We start from the raw sequence: 26,183 nt of genomic DNA, 5'->3' as shown, positions 1-26,183 counted from the left end.
CGGTTCCGATCGGGAGCCAGGCCTCACCTGAATACTTGCATCAAATTATGCTGAAGTGATTACTCGATGGCGCCAAACCAGGTGTCCGAGAACTTCTTCAATGTGCCGTCATCGGTGATGCGCTTGAGGGTTCCGTTGACCTTTTCCAGCAGGGCGGTGTTTCCCTTGGCCACGGCAACGCCGAGCTGCTCGCCAGACTTGAAGTCCTCGACGCGCTTGAGCGTTGGTTCGTTCTTGATGGCGTAGCCCAGGATTGACTGGTTGCCCAACGAAGCCACGGTCTGGCCGCTCTTCAGTGACATGACCTGGTCGTTGCCGGTGTCGTACTCCACCGGGACCAAACCGTTTTCCTTAGCGAACTTGGATCCGGTGGTCGCCTGCTGTACACCGACCTTCTTGCCCTTTGCGGATTCGACATCGGTGATGCCCGAGCCTTCCTTGGCAACCAAGGTCAGATCGTCATCCATGTAAGGGGTGGAGAAATCCATGTTTCCCTTGCGCTCATCGGTAATGGAAACCGAGGAAATCGCCGCGTCGCACTGGGTCTTGAAAAGGCCCGACTGAATCGAATCGAAGCTCGCCACGACCACGGTGAGCTCCGCGTCCAGGTCCTTGGAGATTTCGGCGGCGATATCCATGTCGAAGCCGACGTTCTTGCCGTCCTTGACGAATTCGAAGGGCTCGTACGGAATGTCCGAGCAGACCGTGAACTTACCGTCGTTGATGAGCTTGACCGCGTTGGGGTCCTCCGACGCGGCGGGGGCGTCGCTGCCGCCACAGGAGGTGAGTGCGAGTGTGCCTACAGCCGCAACGGCCAAGGACTTGAGCACGGTGGATGAAATCCGCATGGAGTGTGATCCTTCTCTAGGTGATCGCTCGCAAGGTTTGCGTTGAAATTCATTCTAACCGGAAGTTGCAGACCTTTTGAGATATGCCTCACAGGCTACATTCTTTTTCTGTGGGTAAACAAGGCTCGTTGTGCAATTGTTGTACTCTGGCGGGGTCTTCCCAGCTGGGAGACCGAAACAGCTAAATTCCCAGGGCCTCGCGCATGGGGCGCATCTTCGCCCACGATTCGGCGAGCTCGGCCGCCGGCTCGGACGCGGCAACGATCCCGCAGCCGGCGTAGAGCCTGACGGAGGTTGGGGACTCGATCACGCCACCACGCAGGGCAATGCCAAACTCACCGTTGCCTCGCGTATCTATCCAGCCGACGGGCCCGGCATAGGGTCCGCGGTCCATGCCTTCAAGCTCGCGCAGGATCCGACCGGCTTCCTTGGTGGGTGTGCCGCACACCGCGGCGGTGGGGTGGAAGACCTCGACCAGGTCCAGCACGCTGGGTACCGAACCGTCGGCGCGGGCAGCCAGGGACGCCTTCACATCCGATGCCAGATGCCAGACGTTGGGCAGTTCCAGGACGAATGGCTCCTCGGGTGCTTCCATGCCAGAAGCCAGCGGCCCGAGTTGGTCGGTGAGCGAGTCGATGGCCAGCTGGTGTTCGTGACGTTGCTTCTCGTCCTCGAGCAGCATGCGGTGCGCATAGCGCGAATCTCCGCGCGGCGCCGTTTCCCGGTCCAGTGTCCCGGCCAGGACCCGGGCCTCGGCCACGTCCCCGCGTACCCGGACCAGCATTTCCGGTGTGGCACCGATCAGCCCGTCCACCGAATACGTCCAGCAGTCGTTGTAGCGAAGAGCGAGTTGACGCAAAACCTGCGCGACGGCGATCGGGGTGCCGAGTTCGGCAACGGCATCCCGGGCCAGCACGAGTTTGGTCACGGCCCCGGAATCGATGATCGAGATGCCCTTGCGCACGGCATCCTTGTAGTCCGTCTCGGATATCTGGCCGTCGACCAGCTTGTCGGTGCCCACGCCCAATTCGCGCTCCGGGGAGTACCCGTCCAACAAAGAGGCAAGTTCCGCCTCGGCTGCATCCGCGCTCAACACGACATCGGGCTCCGCGACCGTGTAAGTGATCCAGCTGGCGTTCTCGTTGCGGCCAACCACGATCCTGGGAACGATGAGTCGGGAGGAATAGGTGCTGCTGAAGGAGAATGCGAAGGCGCCGTAGGCGATCAGGCCCGTACCGGGGGCCTTTAGTGGATCCTGGACATCGGCGGCTTCGGCAAGGGCATCCCACCACGCGTGGGCCAAGGCAAAGCGCTCGGGACCCGAGGCGTCAAACCTGGCAACCTGGCCAAAACCGATGGTTCCCTGACCGTGGCGCGACCACACCAGGGAATCGTCGCGGGTGAGGTAATCGAGCAGCCCGTGCTCGCTCATGGCCGGTCGCTGGATGGTGATTGAACGCAGCTGCGGGATAGCACCCGCGGCCTGGGCGCCCACGGCGTCGGAAAGTTGGGAAGTCATGATCTGCCCAGCTTACCGCCGGGAAACATGGGGTGGGCGCTCCAGTGGTGCCGCTCACTGGTACTGCGCAACCCGGACGTTTTCTCCTTGCCGCCGAACTTTGCGACAATGGGAAGGTGAGCCGTGCATCGCTGGAAAAGCGCCCCGAAGAAGTCCAAGCCATGTTTGATGATGTTGCCGCGCGTTACGACGTGATGAATGACGTCCTTTCGCTGGGCCAGACCCGGCGCTGGAGAAAGATCGTCGTCGACGCGGTGGGTGCCAAGCGTGGCCAACGGGTCCTTGACCTGGCCGCCGGAACCGGCACTTCATCGGAACCCTATGCGGACGCCGGTATCGGCGTCGTGGCGTGCGATTTCTCCCAGGGCATGCTCAAGGTCGGCAAGCGCCGCCGCCCGGACATCGACTTCGTTGCCGGGGATGCTACCAACCTCCCCTTCGCCGATAACAGTTTCGATGCCTCCACCATCAGCTACGGACTGCGCAACGTCACCGATCCCAAGCAGGCGCTGGCAGAGATGCTGCGCGTCACCAAGCCCGGCGGGACACTGGTCATCGCCGAGTTCTCCCACCCCGCTTTTGCCCCGTTCCGCACCGTGTACACCGAATACCTGATGCGCGCGCTGCCGCCGGTGGCCAAGAAGCTCTCCTCGAACCCCACCGCGTACGTTTACCTCGCCGAATCCATCCGTGCCTGGCCCAATCAGGACAGGCTGGCCGCGTGGATCGAGGAAGCCGGTTGGGAATCGTGCCGCTACCGCAACCTCTCCGGAGGCATCGTGGCCGTCCACCGGGCCACCAAGCCGTTGGCCTAGAAGTGGTATTCGTCCGGGGCGCCGGGTCTCCGACCTGCCATGTTCCGGGCACAAAGGCGGCTCGCACGCCGAATGGCGATAGAGTGAACCAAGTACTTGAGCAGCTGGTAACATCCCGCCAGCAACCAGAATCGGCCAACGTGCCGCGGCTGGAACCGACCGTCGAGAGATTGTAAGTCTTAGAACAGTGACTGATTCCCAGACCAACTGGACAGCTGCCGGACACGGTGTGCATGACTCCCTTGATTTGAACCCGGAAACCAGCGTGCTGGCAGCCGCGGTCAACCTTCCCGGTGGCTTCGGCAAGATCGCCCTGGACCCCGAGTTCGGCCCTGCCATCGCCACCGGACTGGCGAAGGTCGAGAAGCTCTTGCGCGATGCCATCGCCAATTCCGATCCGCTCATCGATGCCACCAGCCGCCACCTGATCGAGGCCGGGGGCAAGCGCATCCGACCATTGCTGGTGATCCTCACCTCGCTGCTGGGCAACGGGGTGACCAAGGAAGTCATCAAGGCCGCTGCCATCGTGGAGTTGACCCACTTGGCCACGCTCTACCACGACGACGTCATGGATTCGGCGCCGTTGCGCCGCGGGGCACCGACGGCCCACGAGGTCTGGGGCAATTCGGTGGCGATCCTCACCGGTGACCTGATCTTTGCCCGCGCCTCCGTGCTCGGTTCCGAACTGGGCCCCGAGGCAGTGTCGATCCAGGCGCACACCTTTGAAAGGCTTTGCCTGGGACAGCTGCACGAATCGGTGGGCCCGCGCGAGGGCGACGATCCGATCGAGCACCACCTGAACGTGATCGCCGACAAGACCGCGTCACTGATTGCCACCTCCGGCGCGTTCGGCGCACTCTTCAGCGGGGTGGAGCAGTACGTCGAGGTGCTGCGTTCATACGGTGAGAAGGTCGGCGTCGCGTTCCAGGTCGCGGACGACGTCATTGATGTCACCGGGGCGCAGGTCCATTCCGGCAAGACACCGGGAACCGATCTTCGTGAAGGTGTTCCGACGCTGCCGATCCTGTTGATGCGCGATGCAGCCGCCGCCGGAGACGAGTCGGCCGCTTCGGTGCTGGAGCTGGTTGACGGCGACTTGAGCGCAGATGAGGACCTGGCCCGCGCCGTGGAAGCCGTTGCAGGGAACCCCGCGACGAACCAGGCCTGGGATGTGGCCCGGCACTGGGCAGATTCCGCCATCGAAGCCCTGGCGCCGTTGCCGGAGGGAACCGTCAAGGAAGCACTGGTTGCCTTCGCCGACGCAGTGGTTACCCGCGAGCTTTAGACGGCACTATCGCACGACGGCCGGGAGGCCAGGCACCTTGCAGGGCTCAAGCCCAGAGATCCGCTTCGGCCAGGGCCGCCCGCAACTGGGCGGCCTTTTCCGCGCGCTCCTCAATCGAGACGCGGTGGCGTAGGCGCCCGTAGAGATTGTCCCCGGAAAAGCGGGGGAAGACGTGCTGGTGGTAGTGCCAGACGTGTTGGTTTCCGGCAGGTTCGTTGTGCTGCCGGGTGCTGGTCCCCTCCGGGTTCCATGCCTGCTTCATGGCCAGGGCGATTCGCCTGGTCTCGAGCATGATCCGGAAAGCGACATCATCAGGCAAGTCGTAGAGGGCCTCATGGTGCTCCACCGGGATGACCATGGCATGGCCGCCATGGGGGCCGAACCCGTCGCAGGCCATGATGACGGCAACCTGCTCGGTACGGTAGATCAGGTCCGAGGCCACGCAGAGGTTGCCCTCGGAGAGCTCTCCTGCGCGTAGCAGTTCACAGAACGGGCACCGGTAGCCCGGTGGCGCATGCGATGTCCACAATTGGCCCATGCGCGATGCGTTAGTTGGTGAGTTCGGGGGAAAGCTCGTCAAAAACCCAGCTGAACATGTCCAGGACGTATTCGCTGAAGGTTCCTTCCTCGCTTTTCCAGATCGCACGGGCGTTTTGCCGGCGGTAGACAATCGGGTCCGGGACCTCGAGCTGGTCGACGCGGATGCCCCACACGTACTTTTCCTCTTCGTCCTCAAGGAACAAGAGGTAGCCATCCTCGACTTCGAGTTCGTCGGGGTCAAAGAAGTAGTGGTACGCCTCCATCATGTCCTCGCAACCGCCCAGCGCAAGGTAGAACTCGTGCAACACCAGCGGGATGGGGGAGCCGACCTCGGACAGGGCCTCTTCGATCTCGGACTCGCTCAGCCCGTCTTGAACTTGCCACTCGTCCTCGAGGTATTGCGGAACCAACGAACGGAACTTCTCAAGGAACATTTCAGCCATGCATCCATACTATCGGCCACTGGCTCAGTTCAGGTCCATGGCGGTCAACGCCAGCCACAATTGGACCCGATCGGCGGTTTTCGTAGGGTCATAGCCGGAAAGCTCACTGATTTGCTGCAATCGGTAACGCACGGTGTTCCGGTGCAGTCCCCGGGCCCCGGCTACGGCACCGACGCTTCCGTCGAGTTCCAGGTAGTTGCGCAAGGTGAGAACCAACTCAGCTGCGTGCTTCTTGTCGAACGCCTGCAGCGGATCCAACGCTTCGTGGGCAAGTGCCTGCAACGGGACATCTCGGGCCGCGAGCAGCAAGGAGGTCAGCGAGAGCTTCGAAGGGGTGTTGATCCGTTCGCCGTGACGCAGCGCCTCGACGGCTTCGAAGAAGCTCCAGCGCAGCCCGTTGGGCTGGGTGTACCCGCCGCCGAATCCCACGCTGGCGCTGATTCCCCCACCTTGGAGATAGCTGTCGATGGCTGAGGCAACAGCACTGCCGTCGTTCAGTGCCACGACCAAGGCCAGCCGATCCTCAACGATCGCCGAGACGATGTGCTCGAATTGCGGTGGAATGGGCAGGGTGCGCAGAGCCTTTTCCTGCCCCTGGGAACCGGCCACCAGCACGACCGAGTGGGCCTTGCCGGGAACAACCCCGATACCCAGCAGCCGGGCGTCGGCCTCGGCGCCCTTGAGCGTGCCGGCCATCAGGTCCGAGAAGGCTTGGCCGGCGACCAGCCGTGTGGATTCGCGTAGCCGGGCCTGGTTGGCAAGCTCCAGCCCGATCAGCCCCTGGGCGTAGTGGACCAGTCCGTCGTGATCGTAGGGCTCGGCAATGTACAGCGTGCATTTATCCTTCAGGCCGGTGGCGATGGGTACCTTGTGCCAGTTCTCTTCGCCCAGCTCGGGCCCGTGGACGCGGGCCCCGAACTGGGTCAGCACCACCGCGGTGCCCAGCATCCGGGAGAGCTCTCGCAGCATGGAGCGCAAACCACCGGTAAGCAGCGTGGAGGCCAGCTGCTGGTGGCCTTGAAGGAGTTGCTCGAGGCGCTTGAGGTGGTCGTCGTTCAGTGCGTCGGCGATCAGCTTGGTGATGGCAACGAAGGGGGTCTCGTACGGTACCTCGAACACCGGCAGGCCCAGTTCCGTGGCCTTGCGGATGACGGCAGCGGGAACGCTGCGGTGGCTTAGCCCCGTGCCATAGCCCAAGGCCAGCGCACCGGCTCCGTGGACAGTTGCCACGAACGCTTCCTGGTTGGCGATGGTGTTGTGGCGGACGCCGGTGGTGAGGACGATTTCCTCGCCGGTGAGAAAGGGGGAGGGATCGCGCATTTCGGTGACGGCCGCCCATTCGATGGGTTTGTTTCCCGCGCCGCAGATACCGGTAAGTGCCCTCAGTGCCAGGGAGCGGGACTCGAGTAGTTTCGAAAGTGTGATGGCCATGCACTAATACTATCCAATATGTTGTGCATCCGCACGGTCATTTATGGTGGAAACGGCAGAAGAGGGCCGTGAACTCCTATAGCGGGGGTCACATCTGGGTTAACGTGGGTGCATGACCACTCCATCTTCAGCTCCAGCCGGAAAACCGACTCTGGCCAGTAGAGAGACATTTTCTACTCGGAAACTCTTCATCCTCTCGGCCATCGGCTCCGCCGTCGGCCTGGGGAACATCTGGCGCTTCCCCTACATCGCTTACGACAACGGTGGCGGCGCCTTCCTTATCCCGTACCTTGCCGCGCTGCTAAGCGCCGGCATCCCGCTGCTTTTCCTCGACTACGCCGTCGGGCACAATTTCCGCGGATCCGCCCCGCTTGCCTACCGCCGACTGCACCGCGGCGCGGAGGTCCTGGGCTGGTGGCAGGTGCTGGTCTGCTTCATCATCGCCATCTACTACGCGCTGATCATCGCGTGGGCCGCCATGTTCACCTGGTTCTCGGTCACCAAGGCCTGGGGCGATGACGCCGAGACCTTCTTGCTCAAGGACTTCCTGCAGGTCGCCGATGTCCCGGGGATCAGCTTCGACTACGTTCCCGCGGTTTTCTGGCCACTGCTTGTCGTCTGGATCGTGATCATCGCGATCATGGTTGCGGGCGTGCGCAGGGGAATCTCACGGGCCAACGGCATTTTCCTGCCGCTGCTGATCGTCATGTTCGTGCTGCTCGTGGTGCAGTCGCTGTTCCTGCCCGGTGCGATGGATGGATTGAACGCGTTCTTCACCCCGAACTGGGAGGCCTTGGGCGACCCGCTTGTATGGGCTGCTGCCTATGGACACATCTTCTTCTCCCTCTCGGTGGCCTTCGGAATCATGGTGACCTACTCCTCCTACCTCAAGCGCAAGACCGATTTGACCGGTTCGGGCATGGTCGTGGCCTTCGCCAACTCGGGGTTCGAGATCCTTGCCGGCATCGGTGTTTTCGCCGCCCTGGGCTTCATGGCCCAGAGCGCCGGAACCGCTGTCGACGAGGTGGCCGGGGCTGGCATCGGGCTGGCATTCATCACCTTCCCGACCATCGTCTCCGAAGCGCCGTTCGGGGCGGTGCTAGGCGTGTTGTTCTTTGGCACGTTGGTCTTCGCCGGGATCACCTCGTTGATCTCGATCCTCGAGGTCATCGTGGCCGCGGTGCAGGACAAGTCGGGCTGGAACCGCGTCAAGTCCTCGCTCGCCGTTTGCATCCCGGTCTCGCTGATCTCCATCGTGCTGTTCCCGACGGTGACCGGCCTGCAACTGCTGGACACCTTCGATGCTTTCGTGAACAGTTTCGGCATCCTTGCCGGGGCATTGGTCGCCGTGGTCCTGATTTCATGGGTCTTCCGCAAGCTCCCCGTGCTTTCCGCTCACCTGAACAGGTATTCGACGATCAAGATGCGCAAGACCTGGATGATCCTCGTTGGTGTCGTGTCCCCGTTGGTCCTGGCCTTCATGCTCTACAACGAGTTTGTTGCCAAGATCAAGGAACCCTACGAGGGCTACCCGTTGGACTTCCTGGCCGTATTCGGTTGGGGAATGGCCGGTGCACTAGTGGTTGGTGCAATCATCCTGACCCTGATCCCATGGAGCAGCAAGTCCAAGGTCGACGATCCGGAATATGCGGAAATCGTCGCACGCGAAGAACATGAAATTGAAGACGAGGAGGCAACACGATGACACCCATCGCCATCACCATGCTGATCATTTCCCTGTTGATCATCTGGGGCGGGCTGGCGCTCGCCTTGGTCAACCTGTCCCGGCACCCCGAAGACGAGGGAAACCTCCCGGAGGAGATCGCACCGGAACTCTGAACGTTTCGTAGCGAAATCCTTGGCGGGCCCGTGCCCCGGAATAGTTTCCGGGGTGCGGGCCCGCCCTCGTTCCCGGGTGGGAAGCCACCCGGGACGGCAGCGTATTCCTCTGTGCAATTGCACCGCAGCTTTGCTCGCTGGCTGTGCCGATCCCACTGGCGCCCACCCGCGGCAGCGGCATAGGCTACCGGGAAGTACACACCACCAAATCGCCGGGTTGACCCGTGCCCCCACCGCCATGGAAGCCGGTCGGGGAGCAATCGGGGAGCGCCAGGTCCGGGAAGGACTGAAAGTTCATGAACATTACCTATCGCATTGAACAAAAACGACAGATCAACGGCGCATTTCCCGGACCCAAATCGGTGAAGCTGGCTGAGCGACGCACCAACGCGGTGGCCCTGGGCGTTGCTTCATCACTGCCCGTCTACGTCGCGGATGCCGACGGCGCAGTGATCGTCGACGTCGATGGCAACTCGATCATCGATTTGGGGTCGGGCATTGCCGTGACTTCCGTCGGCGCCTCCAATGAAAGAGTCGCCGCAGCCATTGCCGCACAGGCCGCCCGCTTCACCCACACCTGCTTCATGGTGACCCCCTATGAGGGTTATGTTGAGCTTGCCGAAAAGCTTGCCGAGATCACCCCGGGGACCCATGCCAAGAAGGCGGTCTTGTTCAACTCGGGTTCCGAGGCCGTGGAGAACGCCATCAAGGTGGCGCGTGTGGCCACGGGACGCCAGGCCATCGTGGCCTTCGACCACGCCTACCACGGCCGCACCAACCTCACCATGGGCCTGACAGCCAAGGCCGCGCCCTACAAGCGCGGATTCGGCCCGTTGGCCCCGGAAATCTACCGCATGCCGATGAGCTACCCGTTCCGTGAGGAAAACCCGAACATCTCGGGCAAGGAAGCCGCCGAGCGTGCCATCCTGGCCATGGAGAAGCAGATTGGCGGCGACCAGATCGCAGCCATCATCATCGAACCGATCCAGGGCGAGGGCGGCTTCATCGTCCCTGCCGCCGGATTCCTGCCCAGGATCGCCGAGTGGGCCAAGGAGCAAGGCATCGTCTTCGTCGCAGACGAGGTCCAGACCGGCTTCTGCCGCTCCGGAGCCTGGTTCGCTTCGGACCTCGAAGGAATCACCCCGGACATCATCACCGTGGCCAAGGGGATTGCCGGTGGCATGCCGCTATCGGGCATCGTGGGCCGGGCAGAGTTGCTGGACACGGTCCACCCCGGTGGCCTGGGTGGCACCTTTGGCGGCAACCCCGTTGCCGTTGCCGCCGCCCTGGAAACCATCAAGTTCATGCAGGAGCAGGACCTTTCGGCTCGTGCCCGGGAAATCGGTGAGCAGTTCTTCCTCCGCATGTCCACGATGCAATCCGAGGTCTCGATCATTGGCGATATCCGTGGCCGCGGTGCCATGGTTGCCATCGAGATCGTCAAGGCCGGCGGCACGGAACCGGACATGGAGGTCACCAAGAAGATCGCCGCTGACTGCCTGGCGGCCGGGGTGCTGATCCTTACCTGCGGCACCTACGGCAACGTCATCCGCCTGCTGCCACCACTGGTCATCAGTGATGAGCTGCTTGCCGAGGCCTTCGAAGTGCTCGAAGGGGCCATCCGCGCCAACGCGTAGGCAACCTCGAGCAACGGCGGGCCGGGTTCCCGAGCTGTATTGACAGCTTGGAAACCCGGCGCGCCGTTCCGTTTCCGGAACGTGCCCGGGCACCGGATACACCGTCTTGGGGAAGGCCTGGTCAGGAGGCCCTGACGGGAGTGATCCTGTGCGGCTGGCGGATCATGTCGATGCTCAAGATGATGACCGCGACCCAGACCAGCGAAAAGCCGATCAACCTCTCTGGTGGCATGGGCTCCTTGAAGACGACCATCGCCACGATGAACTGCAGGATGGGGGCCAGGAACTGCAAGGTGCCAAGCGTGGTCAGGGGCAGGCGACGCGCAGCGGCCCCAAAGAGCAGCAGCGGCACCGCGGTGATGATGCCGCTGGCGGCCAGCAGCCAGAAGTGCCCGGGACCGGCCGAAAGCACCGTGTCCTTGTTCGAGGCCACCAGCCATGCCAGGAACCCCAGCGCCGGGATCGTGAGAATAGCGGTTTCCATGCTCAGGGATGTCAGCGCCGTGGCGGTGCGGCCCACGAGGTTCTTCACGAAGCCGTACAGACCGAAGGAAAAAGCCAGGGTCAGTGCGATGTAGGGGACGTTTCCATAGGCGAATGTGAGGGTGATGACGGCTGCCAGTCCGAAACCAATGGCCACCCACTGCAGGGTGCGCAACTTTTCCTTCAGGAAGATCACGCCCAACGCAATAGAAACCAACGGGTTGATGAAGTATCCCAGTGCGGCTTCCGCCGCGTGGCCATTGAGCACGGCGTAGGTGTATGTCAGCCAGTTGATCGAGATGAAGACCGAGGCGACCGATAGGCGGACCACAGCTTTGCGGTCCCGGCCCAGTGCCAGGAAGCTGTTCCAGTTCCGTGTGAGGCTCAGCAGGATCATGCAGAAGACCAGCGAGAAGACGATCCGGCTGGCAACGATTTCCCACGGGGAGGCCAAGGAGACGGTCAGGAAATACAGTGGCATCAATCCCCACAGGCCATAGGCGCCCAGCCCCTGGACCAAGCCACGAGTGCTTTCGGCCGAAGGTTCGCTCGCCTTGGTGGATGTGGTGGACTGCGTTTGGGTCATATTCTGCTCACTCGTACGTACGTGCGTGGTTGCTGCTCGGGGAGCCCCTGTTCGCCAGGCACTCGGGCCCGAAGGGGTCGGGTCAAGCGTTGGTTCGGGCTGCTCGCGGGTACCATTGGTTTTTGGTGTTGTGCCGTGGACGTTTTCCGCCCCATGGTGTGAGCATATCCCGGGTCCGATTTTGTCGTTGACTGGCAAGATCGGTGGATCGCGTTTTTCTCCTGTCGGTTCGCGGACCGGAGCGCCAGGAACGTGAGCATGGCCACACTCGTTCACGTTTGCCGGCCGACGCCAATTAGACTAGCTTGGTGTGCGCTATTTGCGCGGTCCAGTGATCATCCTCCGGAAGGAACCATCTCGTGTCCGATTCAGCAGTACGTCCGCTCCGAGTCGCGATTATCGGGGCGGGTCCAGCTGGCGTCTATGCTGCCGACATCCTCACTAAGGCTGAGCGGGAGTTCGAGGTCAGCATCGACCTGCTGGATTCCTACCCCGCTCCCTACGGTCTGATTCGATACGGTGTGGCGCCGGATCATCCGCGGATCAAGGGAATCGTCAAGGCCCTGCACAAGGTCCTGGATCGCGGGGACATTCGCTTCCTGGGAAACGTGACCTACGGCCGCGACCTGACGCTCACCGATATCCGCGACATGTACGACGCCGTCATCTTTGCCACCGGAGCGGTCAAGGACGCCAACATCGAGCTTCCGGGCATCGAACTTGAGGGCTCTTTTGGTGCCGCCGATTTCGTGTCCTGGTACGACGGCCAGCCCGATGTGCCCCGGACCTGGCCGCTTGAGGCTAAGGAAGTCGCTGTGCTGGGCAACGGGAACGTCGCCCTGGACGTGGCACGGGTGCTTTCCAAGCACGCCGAGGACATGCTCATCACCGAGATCCCGGACAACGTGTTTGAGGGCCTGAAGGATTCCCCCGTCACCGACGTCCATATCTTCGGCCGTCGCGGACCGGCGCAGGTGAAGTTCACGCCGCTTGAGCTTCGCGAACTGAGCCACAGCCGTGACGTTGACATTGTTCTCTACCCCGAGGATTTCGAATTCGACGAGGCCTCGGATGAATTGATCAAGTCCAACAACCAAGTCAAGACCATGGTCAACACGCTGACCAACTGGATCGTCGAGGAGCAGGACACCGGCGCCTCGCGGCGCCTGCACCTGCACTTCCTGCATAACCCCGTCGAGGTGATCGGCGAAGACGGCAAGGTCGTTGGGATCAAATTCGAACGCCAGGAGCTTGACGGCAACGGCGGCGCACGGGGGACCGGGGAGTTCGTTGACTACCCGGTCCAGGCCGTGTACCGGGCTGTCGGCTACCTTGGCTCAGAGCTGGCCGAGCTTGAATTTGATGCAAAGCGCGGGATCATTCCCAACGAGGGTGGCCGGGTGCTCGACGCCGAAGGCACCCACGTCCCTGGTCTCTACACCACCGGCTGGATCAAGCGCGGTCCGGTAGGCCTGATCGGCCATACCAAGGGAGATGCCCTGGAAACGATCGGAAACCTTCTCGAGGACCGGCTGTCGCTGCCCGTGGCCCTGCACCCCAGCGAGGACGCGATCATCGAATTGCTGGAATCCAGGGGAGTCGAGTACACAACCTGGGACGGCTGGAAGAAGCTCGATGAGCATGAGATCTCCCTTGGAGCCACGAACACCCCGACGCAGACCTCAAAGGGCCCGGTGGACCGTCCCCGGGTGAAGGTCGTTGAGCGCGAGGAAATGGTCCGGATTTCCCGAGGCTAAATCAGCAGCCGCAAGGGTCCGATTTTTTTGCGAAGCAGCGGAAGACCCGGGCCCTTGTTTTTGCCTTTTCCGATGCTTCACCGACTCGGTTGGGGGCTCTGGCCCGTTGGCCTGAAGCAGGTCCCGTCATCTCAAACACGGATCGTGCCGCGGGGCGTGCATGTTCGATGTTGATGCGTTACTTGGCGGCGGGATACTGGCCCGAGGGCAACCACGGGCGATCAACAAAAAGTCCGGCCGGGCTTCCCGCAAAGGGGAGCCCGGCCGGACTTTTGTCAGAACCGGTGGTTCAGTGGTTCAGCGGTTGGTTAGACGAGGCTGCTTGCATTTTCGAGTCCACCGTCGGTGGCGCCTGCAACGCTGGCTGCGTAGTTGTCGCGCAGCAGCTGGCCGAGGTTTGCATCGACGTTACTCCAGTACTGGAAGAAACCTTCACGGATGGACTCGATGCTGATGCCCTGGCACTGGCCCAGAAGGGTTGCGTGGAAGCGCGCCTTGGACTCTGCGCTGTAGACCTCGCGGTACAGGGTACCTGGCTGACCGAAGTCGTCGTCCTCGGAGCGCAGGGTCGCTGCTGAGCGAACCAGCTCGCCGTCGGACTCCCAGCCACCTTCAACTGCGCGTTCCGGCGCTGCAGCCGGGCCACCGAAGGAGTTCGGGGTGTAAACGCGTGCTTCAGCATCGTTGAAGTGGTACTGCATGGCACCTTCGTGCATGTAGGTCTTCACCGTGGCTGCGTGCGGCTGGTTGACCGGCAGCTGGTTGTAGTTGGTGCCGATGCGGTTGCGCTGGGCATCCGGGTAGGAGAACACGCGGGCCATCAGCATCTTGTCGGGGCTGATGTCGGTGCCCGGAACCATGTTCGACGGGGAGAAGGCAGCCTGCTCGATCTCGGCGAAGAAGTTCTGCGGGTTGCGGTTCAGCGTGAAGTGGCCAACCGGGATCAACGGGTAATCCTTGTGCGACCAGGTCTTGGTGATGTCGAACGGGTTGAAGCGGTAGGTCTTGCCCTCTTCGTAGGGCATGATCTGGACTTTGACGTCCCAGGTCGGGAAGTTGCCCTCTTCGATGTTCTCGAACAGGTCGCGACGGTAGTGGTCAGCGTCCGAGCCGGCAAGCTTTTCGGCTTCCTCGTTGCTCATGTTCTTCACGCCTTGGCGGGACATGAAGTGGTACTGCACCCAGAAGCGCTCGCCTTCGGCATTGATCCACTGGTAGGTGTGCGAACCGTAGCCGTTCATTTCACGCCACGTGGTCGGCAGGCCGCGGTCGCCCATGAGGTAGGTGACTTGGTGGGCGGACTCGGGGGAGTGCGTCCAGAAGTCCCACTGCATGTCTGCGTTGCGCAGCCCGGAGGCGCCCATGCGCTTCTGCGAGTGGATGAAGTCCGGGAACTTGAGACCGTCGCGGATGAAGAACACCGGGGTGTTGTTGCCCACGATGTCGTAGTTGCCCTCGGTGGAGTAGAAGCGAAGTGCGAAGCCACGCACGTCGCGCCAGGTGTCGGGGGACCCCTGCTCGCCGGCAACGGAGGAGAAGCGTGCCAGCGTCTCGGACTTGGCGCCCGGCTGGAAGACCGCTGCACAGGTGTACTTCGAAACATCTTCGGTGATGACCAGCTCACCGAAGGCTCCGCCGCCCTTGGCGTGCGGGTTGCGCTCCGGGACGCGCTCGCGGTTGAACGAGGCAAGCTTCTCAACGAGGTAGCGGTCGTGGAGTGCTGTGACGCCGTCGGCGCCGACGGTCAGCGAATGGGCATCGCTGGCAACGGGAGCACCGCTCTGGGTGGTGGTGAAGTTCTCGCTCAAGAGACTCTCCTTCATAATGTGGGGTTGGTAACTCAACTGCCGGATCAACGGTGCCGCCTAGGCGGCACCGGATTTCCTGCAGCCTTCACAGACGCCCTGGTATAGGACGTCAGCAATCTGGATTTCCATGCCATGGTTCTCCGACGGTGTCAGGCAGGGGGCATGGCCCACCGCGCATTCGACGTCTTCGATCCGGCCACAGCCGGTGCATATGGCGTGATGGTGGTTGTCATTGACGCGGGTCTCATAGAGAGCCGCGGAATGCGGAGGGGTAAAACGGCGCAGCATTCCCTGATCGGTCAGATCATTGAGCACGTTGTACACGGACTGGATGGAAACATCGGGCAATGCACGATGAACGTGCTCGATGACTCTCTCTGCCGAGGAATGCGGGTTCGCATCAAGGACATCAAGCACGGCAAGGCGGCCGCGGGTAACCCGCAAGCCGAGATCTCGCATCTGTGCCGAATAATCCATGTGACCCATTCCACCCCCTTATTTTGAATATGTCAAGATAAGGAATGCCTTGGTGTGCCTCCACTGGCTAAACTCGGTGGGTGCCCCGACTCCTTGCTGACCTGACACCCATACGCGAAAGCCCCGCATTCAAGCGGCTGTGGATCGGCAATGCCCTCTCCGCCGTGGGTGGGCAATTCACCTTGGTTGCCGTCAGCCTCGAGGTCTATGCACTGACCGGTTCCAGCCTCCATGTTGGTCTGCTCGGTGCGTTTGCGCTTGTCCCGCTGGTGCTGACCGGTCTTTATGGCGGGTCCATCGCCGATGCGCACGACCGCCGCAAGGTTGCGCTCGGCTCCGCAGTACTGCTGTGGGCGGCAACCGCGGCCATCGCGGCCCAGGCCTGGCTGGGGGTGGACAACGTCTGGCTGCTCTACGGGCTGGTGGCCCTGCACTCCGCAGCAGGCGGGATCAACCAGCCCACCCGCGGCGCCATCATTCCGGCGATCGTGGGCCTGAAGCTTTTGCCGGCCGCCAATTCGTTGAACATGGTCACCTTCGGTATTGCCCAAATGGTCGGTCCGCTGCTCGGTGGACTGCTCGTCGCACAGATCGGGTTCGGCTGGACCTACTCCCTGGACGTACTCACCTACGGCGCCGCAGTCTGGTCCGTCTACAAGCTCCCGCCGCTGCCGCCCGAGGGAACCCCCGCAAAGGCGGGGCTGAAGTCGGTCATCGAAGGTTTCCGGTTCCTGGCAACCCAGCCCAACGTCCGCATGACTTTCCTGATCGACATGGCGGCCATGGTCCTAGCGGCGCCGCGGGCACTGTTGCCTGCCATCGGAGCGGTGCTGATCGGCGGGGGAGAGCTGACCATGGGTCTGCTGCTGGCGGCAACAGCGATGGGGGCCTTTCTGGCAGGAACCTTCTCCGGTCCCGTGGGACGCATCCACCGCCAGGGCGTCGCGGTCTTTGCTTGCGTCAGCGTGTGGGGAGCGAGCATCGGACTCTTCGGGGTGGTCGTGATCCTCGCATCCCGGGCTCCGGCCCCGGCCGACGGTTCGGCGGGCGCATGGATCTGGCCCGCGGCCGGTTGCATGGCCCTTGCAGGTGTCGCGGATGCCATTTCCTCGGTCTTCCGCACCACGATCCTGCAAACGGCCACACCGGACCACCTCCGCGGACGGCTGCAGGGCGTCTTCATCGTGGTGGTCGCCGGTGGGCCAAGACTTGGGGAAATGCTATCGGGCACCGTGGCCGCGGGTCTCGGCGAGGGATGGACGCTGCTGGCCGGCGGAATCGCGTGCATCCTGGTCGCAGCGGCACTCATGCGCTGGGAGCCTGGCTTCTTGCGCTACGACTCCAGGCACCCGGTTTCCTGAGAGTCGGGATCCAGCCGGAACAAAGTCAACACACAGCCGGTTTACGTAGAATGAGGGCATAATGGCCCCGGAAGACCCGGAGCGGATATCGAGGAGAGAACTGCAGTGCACAATCACAACAACGGACTGAAGACGGCGGGATTGCTCGGTGGACTGTTCGCACTGCTGTTGGGCCTTGGCGCATTGTTGGCTTCGGGAACCGGGAGCAGCAGCTTCATTTGGATCTTTGCGCTTATCGGTTTGGGCACTACTGCCTACGGTTACTGGAACAGTGACAAGCTGGCGATCCGTTCGATGAAGGCCTACCCGGTCACCGAGGCCGAGCAGCCTGCCATGTACCGGATCGTGAGTGAACTCTCGATTACCGCCCAAGAGCCGATGCCGCGACTCTACGTCTCGCCCACGTCGGCCCCCAACGCGTTTGCCACGGGCCGCAACCCGAAGAACGCCGCGGTGTGCTGCACCGAGGGCATTCTTCAGCTGCTGAACGAGCGCGAGTTGCGTGGGGTTCTCGGGCACGAGCTCATGCACGTCTACAACCGCGACATCCTGACCTCCTCGGTGGCAGCGGCCGTGGCCGGTGTCATCACCTCCGTGGCACAATTCATGCTCTTCTTCGGCGGGGGCCGGCGCAATGCCAATCCCCTGGCGATGATCGCCATGGCGCTGCTTGCACCGCTGGCATCAACCGTCATCCAGATGGCCATCAGCCGCACGCGTGAATACGACGCGGACGAGGATGGGGCAAAGCTGACCAGCGATCCGCTGGCGCTGGCTTCGGCCCTGCGCAAGCTCGAAAACGGGGTGCAACGTGCACCGCTTTCCAACGACGACCAGAGCCTGGTGAATACCTCACACCTGATGATCGCCAACCCGTTCGCCGGTGGAGCAAAAAAGCTCTTTTCCACCCACCCTCCGATGGATGACAGGGTAGCCCGGCTGGAGAAGATGGCCGGACAATCCCTGGGGCACTAACCCTCTGCAGCGACCCGCAAGCACCATAAGCACGGCCCCGGACAAACGGTTCGGGGCCGTTTGCCGTATCCGGCCATGACCTGGAGCCGCACGACACACAGTCCGCATGCTGGATCGACTCCTGGAAAAGGAACCAATGACGAATTGGCTTCGTGTTCCATAGCGCCTAGTGAGCGTATATTTGTGTCGTTCCTGGGGGTCATGGCGGAGAGGCCGGTCCGGAAAGGGCACCGATTTCGGTTTGCGGCACCAGCTAAGTCGGTAGTAATCTCATTAGGTGATAGGTCTGTGGCCTATTCGTCGCAGTCACGCCTAACCCTGATGGCCCTGTCCCGCAGGCATCTCGCCGGCTGGCACTGAACCACGGAGGCAGTCCCCTGATATGACCGGTAACTTCCTGATCGGCCTTCGCGAAGGCCTCGAAGCAGTACTCGTCGTTGTCTTGCTGCTGGCCTATGTCCGCAAAAGCGGACGCGCCTGGTTGCTGCCGAGAATATTCGCCGGTGTCGGGTTGGCCGTCGCCGTGTCGCTGGGCTTCGGTGCACTGCTGACCTTCGGACCACGCGGACTGACCTTCGAAGCCCAGGAAGCAATTGGCGGGGGACTGTCGATCATCGCCGTCGGATTCGTTACCTGGATGGTGTTCTGGATGGCCAGCGCCTCCAAGACCCTCGCCAGTGATCTCCGCGGCAAGGTCGATCAAGCGGCGGAAGGCTCGGGATGGGCCCTGGTGCTTGTCGCTGCCTTGGCCGTGGGCCGCGAAGGCCTGGAAACAGCGTTGTTCCTTTGGGCAGCCACACGAGCCACCGGGGAAACCTGGGAGCCGTTGCTTGGTGCAACATTGGGGATCCTGGTCGCCGTAGCGCTCGGTGCATTGCTGCACCGCGGGGTGTTGCGGATCAACCTCTCCAAGTTCTTCACCTGGACCGGTGCCGCGCTGATCGTAGTCGCCGGCGGGGTCCTTGCCTACGGGATCCATGATCTACAGGAAGCCGGGATCCTGCCTGGCCTTCACAACCTGGCATTCGATGTATCGCACATCATTGCCCCCGGAAGCATCATCGGCACCCTGCTCAAGGGCGTCTTCAATTTCTCGCCGGCCACCACTTGGCTCGAGGCCATCACCTGGACCCTCTACGTAGCCTCGGTGGGCACCATCTACTTCCTCCGCGTCCAGGCGCTCCGGATTGCCAAATCGGTGCCCGTGGCTGCCGAACCTGTTTCCACCTGAACCTAATTTTCCGTCGTCTCCCTCAAGTTCACGTATAAGGACCTTCATGAAACTTGCCAGCCCCCTTTACGCCACAGCTGCACTCTCCGTGGCAGCCATGGGACTTACCGGTTGCACCACCAACACCCCGCAAGCCCAAGGGGACGGTGCCATCCAGGTCACCAGTACTGCAGATGCCTGCAAGCTCTCAAGCACCTCGGCGCCAGGCGGGACAGTGAAGTTCACGGTCAAGAATGAAGGCAGCCAAGTCACCGAGTTCTACCTGCTGGCCCAAGACGGCCTGCGGATCATTGGCGAGGTGGAGAACATCGGTCCGGGGCTAAGCCGCGACTTGGTGGTGATGGCACCCGAGGGTGACTACATCACGGCCTGCAAACCCGGAATGGTGGGGGACGGCATCCGCGCAGACCTCGCACTGGGCGCAGCACCGGCCGGCCAAAGCGTCGGCGCCGACCGTTCAGAAAAGCAGGAGACGGCAACCACGCTCTACGCGGCTTACGTCAAGGACCAGACCGAACAGCTGGTGACCGGGACCAAGGACTTCGCTGACGCGTTCGCCGCCGGCGACACGGCGAAGGCCCAGGAACTGTATCCAAGCGTGCGTATGCACTGGGAACGCATCGAACCCATCGCCGAGTCCTTCGGCGATCTGGACCCCATCCTTGATGCGCGCGAAGCGGACTTGGAAAAAGGGCAGGACTGGACGGGCTGGCACCGTGCCGAAAAGGAACTGTGGCCACCGGCCAACGGATACAAGGCCATGAGCAAGGATGCGCGGGCAGCCTTGGTGACACAGATGGTATCGGATACCGACGAACTGTATTCACGCACCCGGGATATGACCTTTACCCCGGACCAGCTCGCCAACGGGGCCAAGGAACTCCTTGACGAGGTCGCCACTGGCAAGGTCACCGGAGAAGAAGAGATCTGGTCGCACACCGACCTTTGGGATTTCCAGGCCAACGTTGACGGTGCCCGCATTGCCTATGAAGACCTCAAGCCGTTGTTGGCCGATTCGGACCAGGAACTGGACGCCACGTTGCAGAAAAACTTTGATTCGCTGCAAAAGTTGCTGGACCAGCACAAGAAGGGTGACGGTTTCGTGTTTTATGACGAACTGGACGAAGCCCAGGTGCAGGAACTGAGCACTGCTGTTGACGCGCTCGCAGAACCGCTGTCCAAGCTGACCGCCGCCGTAGTGAAGTAGGAAACATGTTTGGCAACCGAAAAGCAAGCAAAGCAAAAGCGCCGGGGAATCCCAAGGCGTCGGACGGGGGCTCCGCTGCCGTGCCCAGCCGCCGTACGCTGCTGGTTGCCGCCGGGGCCGGTGGGCTTGGGATTGCCGCTGGAGCCTTGGGGCATGGGGCGTTCGCGGCGCAGGCCCAGGAAGCGCCGAGCAGCGATGTCGTGGCGTTTTACGGGGAACACCAGGCAGGAATTGCCACACCCATGCAGGACCGCATGCACATCGCCGCCTTCGACGTCACCGTCGACAGCCGGGAGGAACTCATCTCCCTGCTCAAGGACTGGACGGCAGCGATTGAACAACTGATGCGCGGAGAAGACGTGGGCGAGTTCGGGGCGACCGGCGGGCACTATGATGCCCCTCCGGAGGACACCGGGGAAGCGATTGGGCTCTCTGCCAGCCACCTCAGTGTCACCATTGGCTTCGGCCGAAGCCTCTTTGAAAATGCGGACGGGCCGCGATTCGGGCTCGACGGCAAGATCCCCGACGCCTTGGCCGATTTGCCGCATTTTCCCGGGGATGCGTTGGAGGAATCCCGCAGCGGTGGGGATATCGTGATCCAGGCCTGCGCGGATGATCCGCAGGTCGCCGTCCATGCGGTGCGAAACCTGATTCGCATCGCCTTCGGCAAGGCCCGGGTGCGGTGGTCGCAAATCGGCTTTGGCCGGACCTCCTCGACGTCCACCAGCCAAATGACACCCAGAAACCTCTTCGGCTTCAAGGACGGGACCTCAAACCTGAAGGCCGAGGAACAAAAGGGCCTGGACGAACATGTATGGGTCAGAGAAGCCACGGGTGAGCAGTCCTGGATGAATGGCGGCAGCTACCTGGTGGCTCGCCGTATACGCATGCACATGGAAACCTGGGACCGCTCACCCCTGAGCGACCAGGAGAACATCATCGGCCGCACCAAACGCGAGGGCGCACCTTTGTCCGGCGGCGAGGAATTCTCCGAGCCTGACTTTGCCATGCCAGGCCGGGGCGGACCTGTCATGCCGGTTGACTCGCACGTGGCACTGGCCCACCCCTCAGCCAACAACGGGGTCCAGATGCTGCGCCGTGGCTTCAACTACACCGACGGCTCCGATGGCCTGGGCCGCTTGGATGCGGGATTGTTCTTCATCGCCTTCGTTGTGGATCCCCGCACGCACTTCGTGCCGATGCAGAACAACATGGCCAAGAATGATGCGCTGCAGGAGTATCTCAAGCACACGGGATCCGGGCTGTTTGCCGTCCCGCCAGGAATCAGCCAGGGCGGATACCTGGGCGAATCCCTGTTCGCCTGAGCCCCGGCGACACGCCACGTAGATGGCATGAAGCAGGAGGGGATGCCAAGGCCTGAATCGGTCTTGGCATCCCCTCCTGCTTTGGTCGTGCAGCTCCTGAAACGAGAATCGCTTAGCGGAAGTTCACAAACTGCAGGTCTGCATCCTCGAAGGTGCGCAGCAGGCCCATGGTGTCCTGCAGGTCGTCGCGGGACTTCGAGGAGACGCGTAGCTCGTCGCCCTGGATCGTGGACTTCACGCCCTTGGGGGCTTCGTCACGAATCAACTTGTTGATCTTCTTGGCAACATCCTGCGCGATGCCTTCGACGATCGATGCCTCGATCCGGTATTCCTTGCCCGAGGCAAATGGCTCCCCTGCGTCCAAGGACTTCAGGGAGATGTTTCGGCGGACCAGTTTGGCCTGCAAGACATCCAGAACGGCCTTGACTCGCTCCTCGGAGTTCGCCTTCATCAGGATCTTCTCGCCGCTGAAGTCGACTTCAGCGCCAATGCCCTTGAAATCGTAGCGCTGGGCAATTTCCTTCTGCGCCTGGTTCAATGCGTTGGATACTTCTTGGCTGTCGACCTTGCTGACAACATCGAACGTTGAATCGCTCGCCATGTGAGCCTCCTTGGATAGGGAATTTGGGCTTTGTCTTCAAGAGTACCGGGGTGCAGCAAGTGCCCGAAAATCGGGGGTTTTTTCCGGTGGCGATACCCCGATTTTATTCTTGGGAATAATTCAGGTAGAGTTTCTACTCGTTCCGAAGAGAACATTCGGCAGATTACCCGAGTGGCCAAAGGGGGCTGACTGTAAATCAGCTGGCAACGCCTTCACTGGTTCGAATCCAGTATCTGCCACCGAATGAACGAAGCCCGTGTCCAAATCCAAGGATTTGGACACGGGCTTTTTCGTGTCTAACGGTGTCTGGGGATCCAGGGGAAGAACGCCCCCCGGTCCCCGATCCCCGGACCGCGGATACGGACAGGGGCAGGGCTACTCAATCAGCGGAACTTCACGCGGCCATGTGCTCAATCACCGGCACCACGTAAATGTCCCAAAGCAACATGATCGAATCATCCGGGGCTTCCAACACCGCGTGATAGTGGGCCCACTGCCATTCGGTGGCACCGTTGTCCTCTGGCGGCTTCGCAGGACATGAGCCCGGAGTGAGCCACCGCCTGCCGTTCCAAATCGCCTGCAACTGGCCAACGGCCGTGGCAGCAGCCGTAGTATCCTCCAGTGCTACCGGGAAAGACACCCGTTCCTGGATCCGCTTTGCGGGAGCGAGAGCGAACGGAGTGGATTCAACAATGGTCAAGTCCAAGGGAAGTGCTTCGACGTAGCTCTCCGCCAACAGCATTCCCTCAGACAAGGCCTTGCGCCCGGATTCTCCGGAGGTGATCAGCAGCAATGTACAACGTGTCATGTCCGTGGTGGCATCGGCCCTATTTGCCGGTCCTGACGGACCTGGTCCCGATGCGTCCTTCCTGATATCCATGAAACCGGTGCTCCCACGCAGGGGAGCGGGGCTGGCTGGAGGAACCCGGTGGGCAACGATTCGCGGGTTCGCACTGGTGGTTGTGGCGAAGGCTGCCTCCCGTGCGGTCTGGACGTGAACGAGGTTTGCCTTGAGCTTACGACCGTGTCCGCCATCGTTGGCCGGTGCTGCCCAACCTGTGGATAAGTACCCGGATATCGGCTGGTCGGTGTAAGTGAGCAGGAGCACAAAAGACGCCGACTGCGGTGAGCCAGCAATCACGCGGTACCGTTGGTGCATGGCTACTATCAATATCACCGAGTCTGAGTTCACGACGACGTTGGAAGAAAATAGCATTGTCTTCGTAGATTTCTGGGCTGCATGGTGCGGACCTTGCCGCCAGTTTGCCCCGATCTACGACGATACCTCCGAGAAATACCCGGAGGTTAAATTCGCGAAGGTCGATACCGAAGCCGAGCAGGGTCTGGCGCGGGCGGCAAACATCACCTCGATCCCGACCTTGATGGCATTCCGCGACCAGGTGCTGGTGTTCTCACAGCCCGGGGCGATGAACGCCTCGCAACTTGATGACCTCGTGGTGGCCGTCAAGGGAATCGACATGGAGCAGGTCCACGCACAAATCGCTGAGCAGGAATCCCAGGCGAAGTAGGTTCCTCCCTCGCTTAACGGCGGCGGTGGTCCATGGGTGCAACCCGTGGGCCAAAGGCCTGCTTGCGGTGCCCGGAGAGGCTGATGAGGCGCACAACGCGTTGGCGGTTTCCGCTGAACGGGGCCAATAGCTCGAGCATTCCGGAGTCATCGACCCTCGCGCCGGTGAGTACCTGACCGACAAAGGCCGCAAGGTGGTAGTCGCCGACCGATACGTGGTCGGCTGCCCCATGGGTGCGCTGGAGCACCTCGGCAACTGTCCAGGGTCCGATTCCGGGAATCGATTCGAGTGCCGCGGCCAATGTCCCGACCCCCCTGACGTTCTCCCGCGTGGCCCCCAGCTCCAGCAATGCCCAGCGCTCAAGTGCGGGAGCGGCCGCGGCGGCCCGCAGTGCGGTCGACGAACGGCTGGCATCCACACGGGCCTGATGCCACTGCCACGGCTGCAGGGTACGCACAGCAACCGGTGACGGCGGCAGATACATGCCTTCCGGCGCGGGCCCGGGCGCAAGGCCTCCCGCTGCCTTGCATAGGTAGCGCCATGCAAAATTCGCCTCGATGATGGTGACCTTTTGCTCCAGGATCGCCGGCAACAGTGCATCAAAAACACGGCCGGTGGATGGCAGCCGCAAGCCCCTGTTGAACTTCCGGCTCCTGGACACCGTGGGATGCAGCAGCACCGAAGTCTCCGGGGCGTCGAAGGTGCCCCAATCGTCGTAGGCTCCCACCAGATGCAATCCCCGCTCCACAGCGTGGTCGGCGCCAGGGCCCCACGCGTTGAGGCGGACCTCGGGCTGATGGGCACCCGAGCATGTAACCAGCAGCGTGACCGCCCCCGATGGGGTGTTGAAACACAGCCAGGCATTGGAATCCTTGATGCGTGCCGTGGGATCCCCGGCACCGCGTTGCAAGATGCCCAGCGACTGGCGCAACGAATACGGCCCGTGCGGCGTCCAAGAGGCTTGCGCATCGCTTTTCGGCAGTGCGTTTGCTGTGGAATAGGCCATGGCTCCATACTCTCACCGGAGCTCTTTTTTCCGCGCATGACGATTCACGACGAACCGCCACAGCAATGTCGATGCCCGCCGGTAGAGTGGCGCCATGAAGTATGCGCACACAGTGATGGACCTGATCGGGAACACCCCGTTGGTCAAGCTCAACTCGGTCACCGCCGGCATCAAGGCCACGGTGCTGGTGAAGCTTGAATACTTGAATCCAGGTGGTTCCATCAAGGACCGCATTGCCCTGAAGATGGTGGAGAACGCCGAAGCCAGTGGTCAGCTGCAACCAGGGGGCACCATCGTGGAACCAACCAGCGGCAACACCGGGGTCGGGCTCGCCATGGTCGGCCAGCTCAAGGGCTACAAGACGATCTTTGTGACCCCAGACAAGGTCGGGGAGGAAAAACGCGATGTGCTGCGGGCCTACGGTGCCCAGGTCGTGGTGACACCCACTGCCGTGGCCCCCGATTCGCCCGAGTCCTACTACGGCGTTTCGGACAGGCTGGTGCGCGAGATCCCGGGGGCTTACAAACCCGACCAGTTCTCCAACTCCGCCGCACCCGAGAGCCACTACGAGTCAACGGGCCCGGAGATCTGGGAGGACACCGACGGCACGCTGAGCCATGTGGTCATCGGTGCCGGAACCGGGGGCACGATCACCGGCACCGGACGCTACCTGAAGACGGTTTCGGCGGACCGCGCCGGCGGACCGGTCAAGGTCATCGCGGTGGACCCCGACGGCTCGGTGTATTCCGGGGGTACAGGCCGCCCCTACTTTGTTGAGGGAGTCGGAGAGGACATGTGGCCCGGGAACTACGACCCCGGTGTCCCCGACGAGGTCATGGCCGTTGACGACGCCGAAGCATTCGAAATGACCAGGCGCCTGGCCCAGGAGGAAGGCCTGCTCCTGGGGGGCTCCTCGGGCATGGCTGTTGCCGCGGCGCTGCGGCTCGCCCGCGACCTGCCCGCCGACGCGCTGGTGGTGGTAATCGCCCCCGATGGAGGGCGCGGCTACCTGGGCAAGATCTTCAATGACAAGTGGATGCGTTCCTATGGCTTCATGCGTGATGATGCAGCGGCAACCGTTGGGCAATTGCTGGCCACCAAGCCCGCCGAGCTTCCGGAGCTCATCCACACCCACCCCAACGAATCGGTCCGGGATGCGATTGGCATCATGGGCCAATACGACGTTTCGGCACTGCCGGTCCTTTCCGCCGAGCCTCCGGTGCGGCTGGGCGAGGTGTGCGGCTACATCGACGAGCGCACCTTGACCGGGAAGCTGTTCCGCAATGAAATCTCCCTCACGGACCCCGTCGGACCGCTGGGCACCGCACCGCTGCCGCTGATCGGGATCCACGAGTCCATTGACCGTGCCAACGAACAGCTCTGTGACCACGATGCCTTGCTGGTCACCGACGACGGGGCCGCTGTCGGTGTGATCACGCGCCAAGACCTGCTGACCTACCTCACCACCTAAGAAAGGTGC

The 26,183-nt window shown here is 62.2% G+C and carries 24 protein-coding genes and 1 tRNA gene; 14 read left to right on the top strand and 11 right to left on the bottom strand.

Annotation, left to right across the window (positions count from 1 at the left end; translation table 11 throughout):
* Nucleotides 1–59: 59 nt before the first annotated feature.
* Both ABEA12_RS12305 and ABEA12_RS12300 read right to left on the bottom strand, forming a co-directional pair.
* A complete protein-coding gene (locus ABEA12_RS12305; RefSeq protein WP_210100039.1) occupies nucleotides 60–848 on the bottom strand; it encodes an ABC transporter substrate-binding protein in 789 nt (262 codons plus the stop codon).
* Between the two features lie 181 nt (nucleotides 849–1,029).
* Nucleotides 1,030–2,367, bottom strand: a complete 1,338-nt coding sequence (locus ABEA12_RS12300; protein ID WP_210100040.1) for an isochorismate synthase — start codon at nucleotides 2,365–2,367, stop codon at nucleotides 1,030–1,032.
* A gap of 116 nt (nucleotides 2,368–2,483) precedes the next feature.
* On the opposite strand from ABEA12_RS12300, the gene ABEA12_RS12295 reads away from it, so the two are divergent.
* The gene (locus tag ABEA12_RS12295; RefSeq protein WP_210100041.1) at nucleotides 2,484–3,182 is read left to right on the top strand and encodes a demethylmenaquinone methyltransferase; all 699 of its coding nucleotides are present in this window, start codon (nucleotides 2,484–2,486) and stop codon (nucleotides 3,180–3,182) included.
* Nucleotides 3,183–3,369: 187 nt separating this feature from the next.
* A complete protein-coding gene (locus ABEA12_RS12290) occupies nucleotides 3,370–4,467 on the top strand; it encodes a polyprenyl synthetase family protein (RefSeq protein ID WP_210100042.1) in 1,098 nt (365 codons plus the stop codon).
* Nucleotides 4,468–4,513: 46 nt separating this feature from the next.
* Here ABEA12_RS12290 and ABEA12_RS12285 read toward each other — a convergent pair whose 3' ends face one another.
* From ABEA12_RS12285 to ABEA12_RS12275, 3 genes are read right to left on the bottom strand one after another with little or no spacing between them, the layout of a single operon-like run.
* A complete protein-coding gene (locus ABEA12_RS12285; protein WP_210100043.1) occupies nucleotides 4,514–5,005 on the bottom strand; it encodes an HIT family protein in 492 nt (163 codons plus the stop codon).
* Nucleotides 5,006–5,015: 10 nt separating this feature from the next.
* Complete coding sequence (locus ABEA12_RS12280) at nucleotides 5,016–5,450, bottom strand: hypothetical protein (protein ID WP_210100044.1); 435 nt, start codon at nucleotides 5,448–5,450, stop codon at nucleotides 5,016–5,018.
* Nucleotides 5,451–5,474: 24 nt separating this feature from the next.
* Nucleotides 5,475–6,881, bottom strand: a complete 1,407-nt coding sequence (locus tag ABEA12_RS12275; RefSeq protein WP_210100045.1) for a PucR family transcriptional regulator — start codon at nucleotides 6,879–6,881, stop codon at nucleotides 5,475–5,477.
* A gap of 112 nt (nucleotides 6,882–6,993) precedes the next feature.
* Between ABEA12_RS12275 and ABEA12_RS12270 the strand changes: the two genes are divergently transcribed.
* The 3 genes from ABEA12_RS12270 to gabT all read left to right on the top strand — a co-directional run bounded on the left by ABEA12_RS12270 (nucleotide 6,994) and on the right by gabT (nucleotide 10,357).
* Complete coding sequence (locus tag ABEA12_RS12270; RefSeq protein ID WP_210100046.1) at nucleotides 6,994–8,586, top strand: sodium-dependent transporter; 1,593 nt, start codon at nucleotides 6,994–6,996, stop codon at nucleotides 8,584–8,586.
* Nucleotides 8,583–8,720 (top strand): methionine/alanine import family NSS transporter small subunit, encoded by a 138-nt coding sequence (locus ABEA12_RS12265; RefSeq protein WP_210100047.1) that lies wholly within the window; start codon nucleotides 8,583–8,585, stop codon nucleotides 8,718–8,720. The genes ABEA12_RS12270 and ABEA12_RS12265 overlap by 4 nt, the downstream gene beginning before the upstream one ends.
* Before the next feature lie 296 nt (nucleotides 8,721–9,016).
* Nucleotides 9,017–10,357 carry a 4-aminobutyrate--2-oxoglutarate transaminase gene (gabT, locus tag ABEA12_RS12260; RefSeq protein ID WP_210100048.1) on the top strand — a complete coding sequence of 447 codons (1,341 nt, stop codon included), beginning with the start codon at nucleotides 9,017–9,019 and terminating at the stop codon, nucleotides 10,355–10,357.
* 121 nt (nucleotides 10,358–10,478) lie between these two features.
* Here the strand turns inward: gabT and rarD are convergent, their stop codons facing one another.
* On the bottom strand, nucleotides 10,479–11,426 hold the full coding sequence (gene rarD / locus ABEA12_RS12255; RefSeq protein ID WP_210100049.1) for an EamA family transporter RarD: 948 nt from the start codon (nucleotides 11,424–11,426) through the stop codon (nucleotides 10,479–10,481).
* 359 nt (nucleotides 11,427–11,785) lie between these two features.
* Between rarD and ABEA12_RS12250 the strand changes: the two genes are divergently transcribed.
* Complete coding sequence (locus tag ABEA12_RS12250) at nucleotides 11,786–13,183, top strand: FAD-dependent oxidoreductase (protein ID WP_210100050.1); 1,398 nt, start codon at nucleotides 11,786–11,788, stop codon at nucleotides 13,181–13,183.
* Between the two features lie 308 nt (nucleotides 13,184–13,491).
* Here the strand turns inward: ABEA12_RS12250 and ABEA12_RS12245 are convergent, their stop codons facing one another.
* Entirely contained in the window at nucleotides 13,492–14,991 is a 1,500-nt protein-coding gene (locus ABEA12_RS12245; RefSeq protein ID WP_210100051.1) for a catalase, read from the bottom strand.
* A 57-nt stretch (nucleotides 14,992–15,048) separates the two neighbouring features.
* Nucleotides 15,049–15,477 carry a Fur family transcriptional regulator gene (locus ABEA12_RS12240; RefSeq protein ID WP_210100052.1) on the bottom strand — a complete coding sequence of 143 codons (429 nt, stop codon included), beginning with the start codon at nucleotides 15,475–15,477 and terminating at the stop codon, nucleotides 15,049–15,051.
* A gap of 71 nt (nucleotides 15,478–15,548) precedes the next feature.
* Between ABEA12_RS12240 and ABEA12_RS12235 the strand changes: the two genes are divergently transcribed.
* The 5 genes from ABEA12_RS12235 (at nucleotide 15,549) to efeB (ending at nucleotide 21,567) form a co-directional block, all read left to right on the top strand.
* On the top strand, nucleotides 15,549–16,829 hold the full coding sequence (locus ABEA12_RS12235; protein ID WP_210100053.1) for an MFS transporter: 1,281 nt from the start codon (nucleotides 15,549–15,551) through the stop codon (nucleotides 16,827–16,829).
* 105 nt (nucleotides 16,830–16,934) lie between these two features.
* A complete protein-coding gene (gene htpX / locus ABEA12_RS12230) occupies nucleotides 16,935–17,804 on the top strand; it encodes a zinc metalloprotease HtpX (RefSeq protein WP_210100054.1) in 870 nt (289 codons plus the stop codon).
* Between the two features lie 382 nt (nucleotides 17,805–18,186).
* Complete coding sequence (efeU, locus tag ABEA12_RS12225; protein WP_210100055.1) at nucleotides 18,187–19,035, top strand: iron uptake transporter permease EfeU; 849 nt, start codon at nucleotides 18,187–18,189, stop codon at nucleotides 19,033–19,035.
* Nucleotides 19,036–19,081: 46 nt separating this feature from the next.
* A complete protein-coding gene (gene efeO, locus ABEA12_RS12220) occupies nucleotides 19,082–20,242 on the top strand; it encodes an iron uptake system protein EfeO (RefSeq protein WP_210100056.1) in 1,161 nt (386 codons plus the stop codon).
* A gap of 5 nt (nucleotides 20,243–20,247) precedes the next feature.
* The gene (gene efeB / locus ABEA12_RS12215) at nucleotides 20,248–21,567 is read left to right on the top strand and encodes an iron uptake transporter deferrochelatase/peroxidase subunit (protein ID WP_210100057.1); all 1,320 of its coding nucleotides are present in this window, start codon (nucleotides 20,248–20,250) and stop codon (nucleotides 21,565–21,567) included.
* 112 nt (nucleotides 21,568–21,679) lie between these two features.
* Here the strand turns inward: efeB and ABEA12_RS12210 are convergent, their stop codons facing one another.
* The gene (locus ABEA12_RS12210) at nucleotides 21,680–22,168 is read right to left on the bottom strand and encodes a YajQ family cyclic di-GMP-binding protein (RefSeq protein ID WP_210100058.1); all 489 of its coding nucleotides are present in this window, start codon (nucleotides 22,166–22,168) and stop codon (nucleotides 21,680–21,682) included.
* A 157-nt stretch (nucleotides 22,169–22,325) separates the two neighbouring features.
* On the opposite strand from ABEA12_RS12210, the gene ABEA12_RS12205 reads away from it, so the two are divergent.
* Nucleotides 22,326–22,407 (top strand) — tRNA-Tyr (locus tag ABEA12_RS12205).
* Between the two features lie 155 nt (nucleotides 22,408–22,562).
* Here ABEA12_RS12205 and ABEA12_RS12200 read toward each other — a convergent pair.
* On the bottom strand, nucleotides 22,563–23,327 hold the full coding sequence (locus ABEA12_RS12200; RefSeq protein WP_210100059.1) for a hypothetical protein: 765 nt from the start codon (nucleotides 23,325–23,327) through the stop codon (nucleotides 22,563–22,565).
* Between ABEA12_RS12200 and trxA the strand changes: the two genes are divergently transcribed.
* Nucleotides 23,326–23,697, top strand: coding sequence for a thioredoxin (trxA, locus tag ABEA12_RS12195; RefSeq protein WP_210100060.1), 372 nt, complete (start codon nucleotides 23,326–23,328; stop codon nucleotides 23,695–23,697). The two genes, ABEA12_RS12200 and trxA, sit on opposite strands and share 2 nt — an antisense overlap.
* A 13-nt stretch (nucleotides 23,698–23,710) precedes the next feature.
* Here the strand turns inward: trxA and ABEA12_RS12190 are convergent, their stop codons facing one another.
* Complete coding sequence (locus ABEA12_RS12190; protein WP_210100061.1) at nucleotides 23,711–24,703, bottom strand: DNA-3-methyladenine glycosylase family protein; 993 nt, start codon at nucleotides 24,701–24,703, stop codon at nucleotides 23,711–23,713.
* 94 nt (nucleotides 24,704–24,797) lie between these two features.
* On the opposite strand from ABEA12_RS12190, the gene ABEA12_RS12185 reads away from it, so the two are divergent.
* Complete coding sequence (locus tag ABEA12_RS12185) at nucleotides 24,798–26,174, top strand: cystathionine beta-synthase (RefSeq protein ID WP_210100062.1); 1,377 nt, start codon at nucleotides 24,798–24,800, stop codon at nucleotides 26,172–26,174.
* Nucleotides 26,175–26,183 lie beyond the last annotated feature (9 nt).

The organism is Paeniglutamicibacter antarcticus (assembly GCF_039544305.1).
GTDB classification, from domain to species: Bacteria; Actinomycetota; Actinomycetes; order Actinomycetales; family Micrococcaceae; genus Paeniglutamicibacter; species Paeniglutamicibacter antarcticus_C.
The sequence above is the reverse complement of the archived record's forward strand: the minus strand, read 5'-3'. Positions and strand labels throughout refer to the sequence as shown.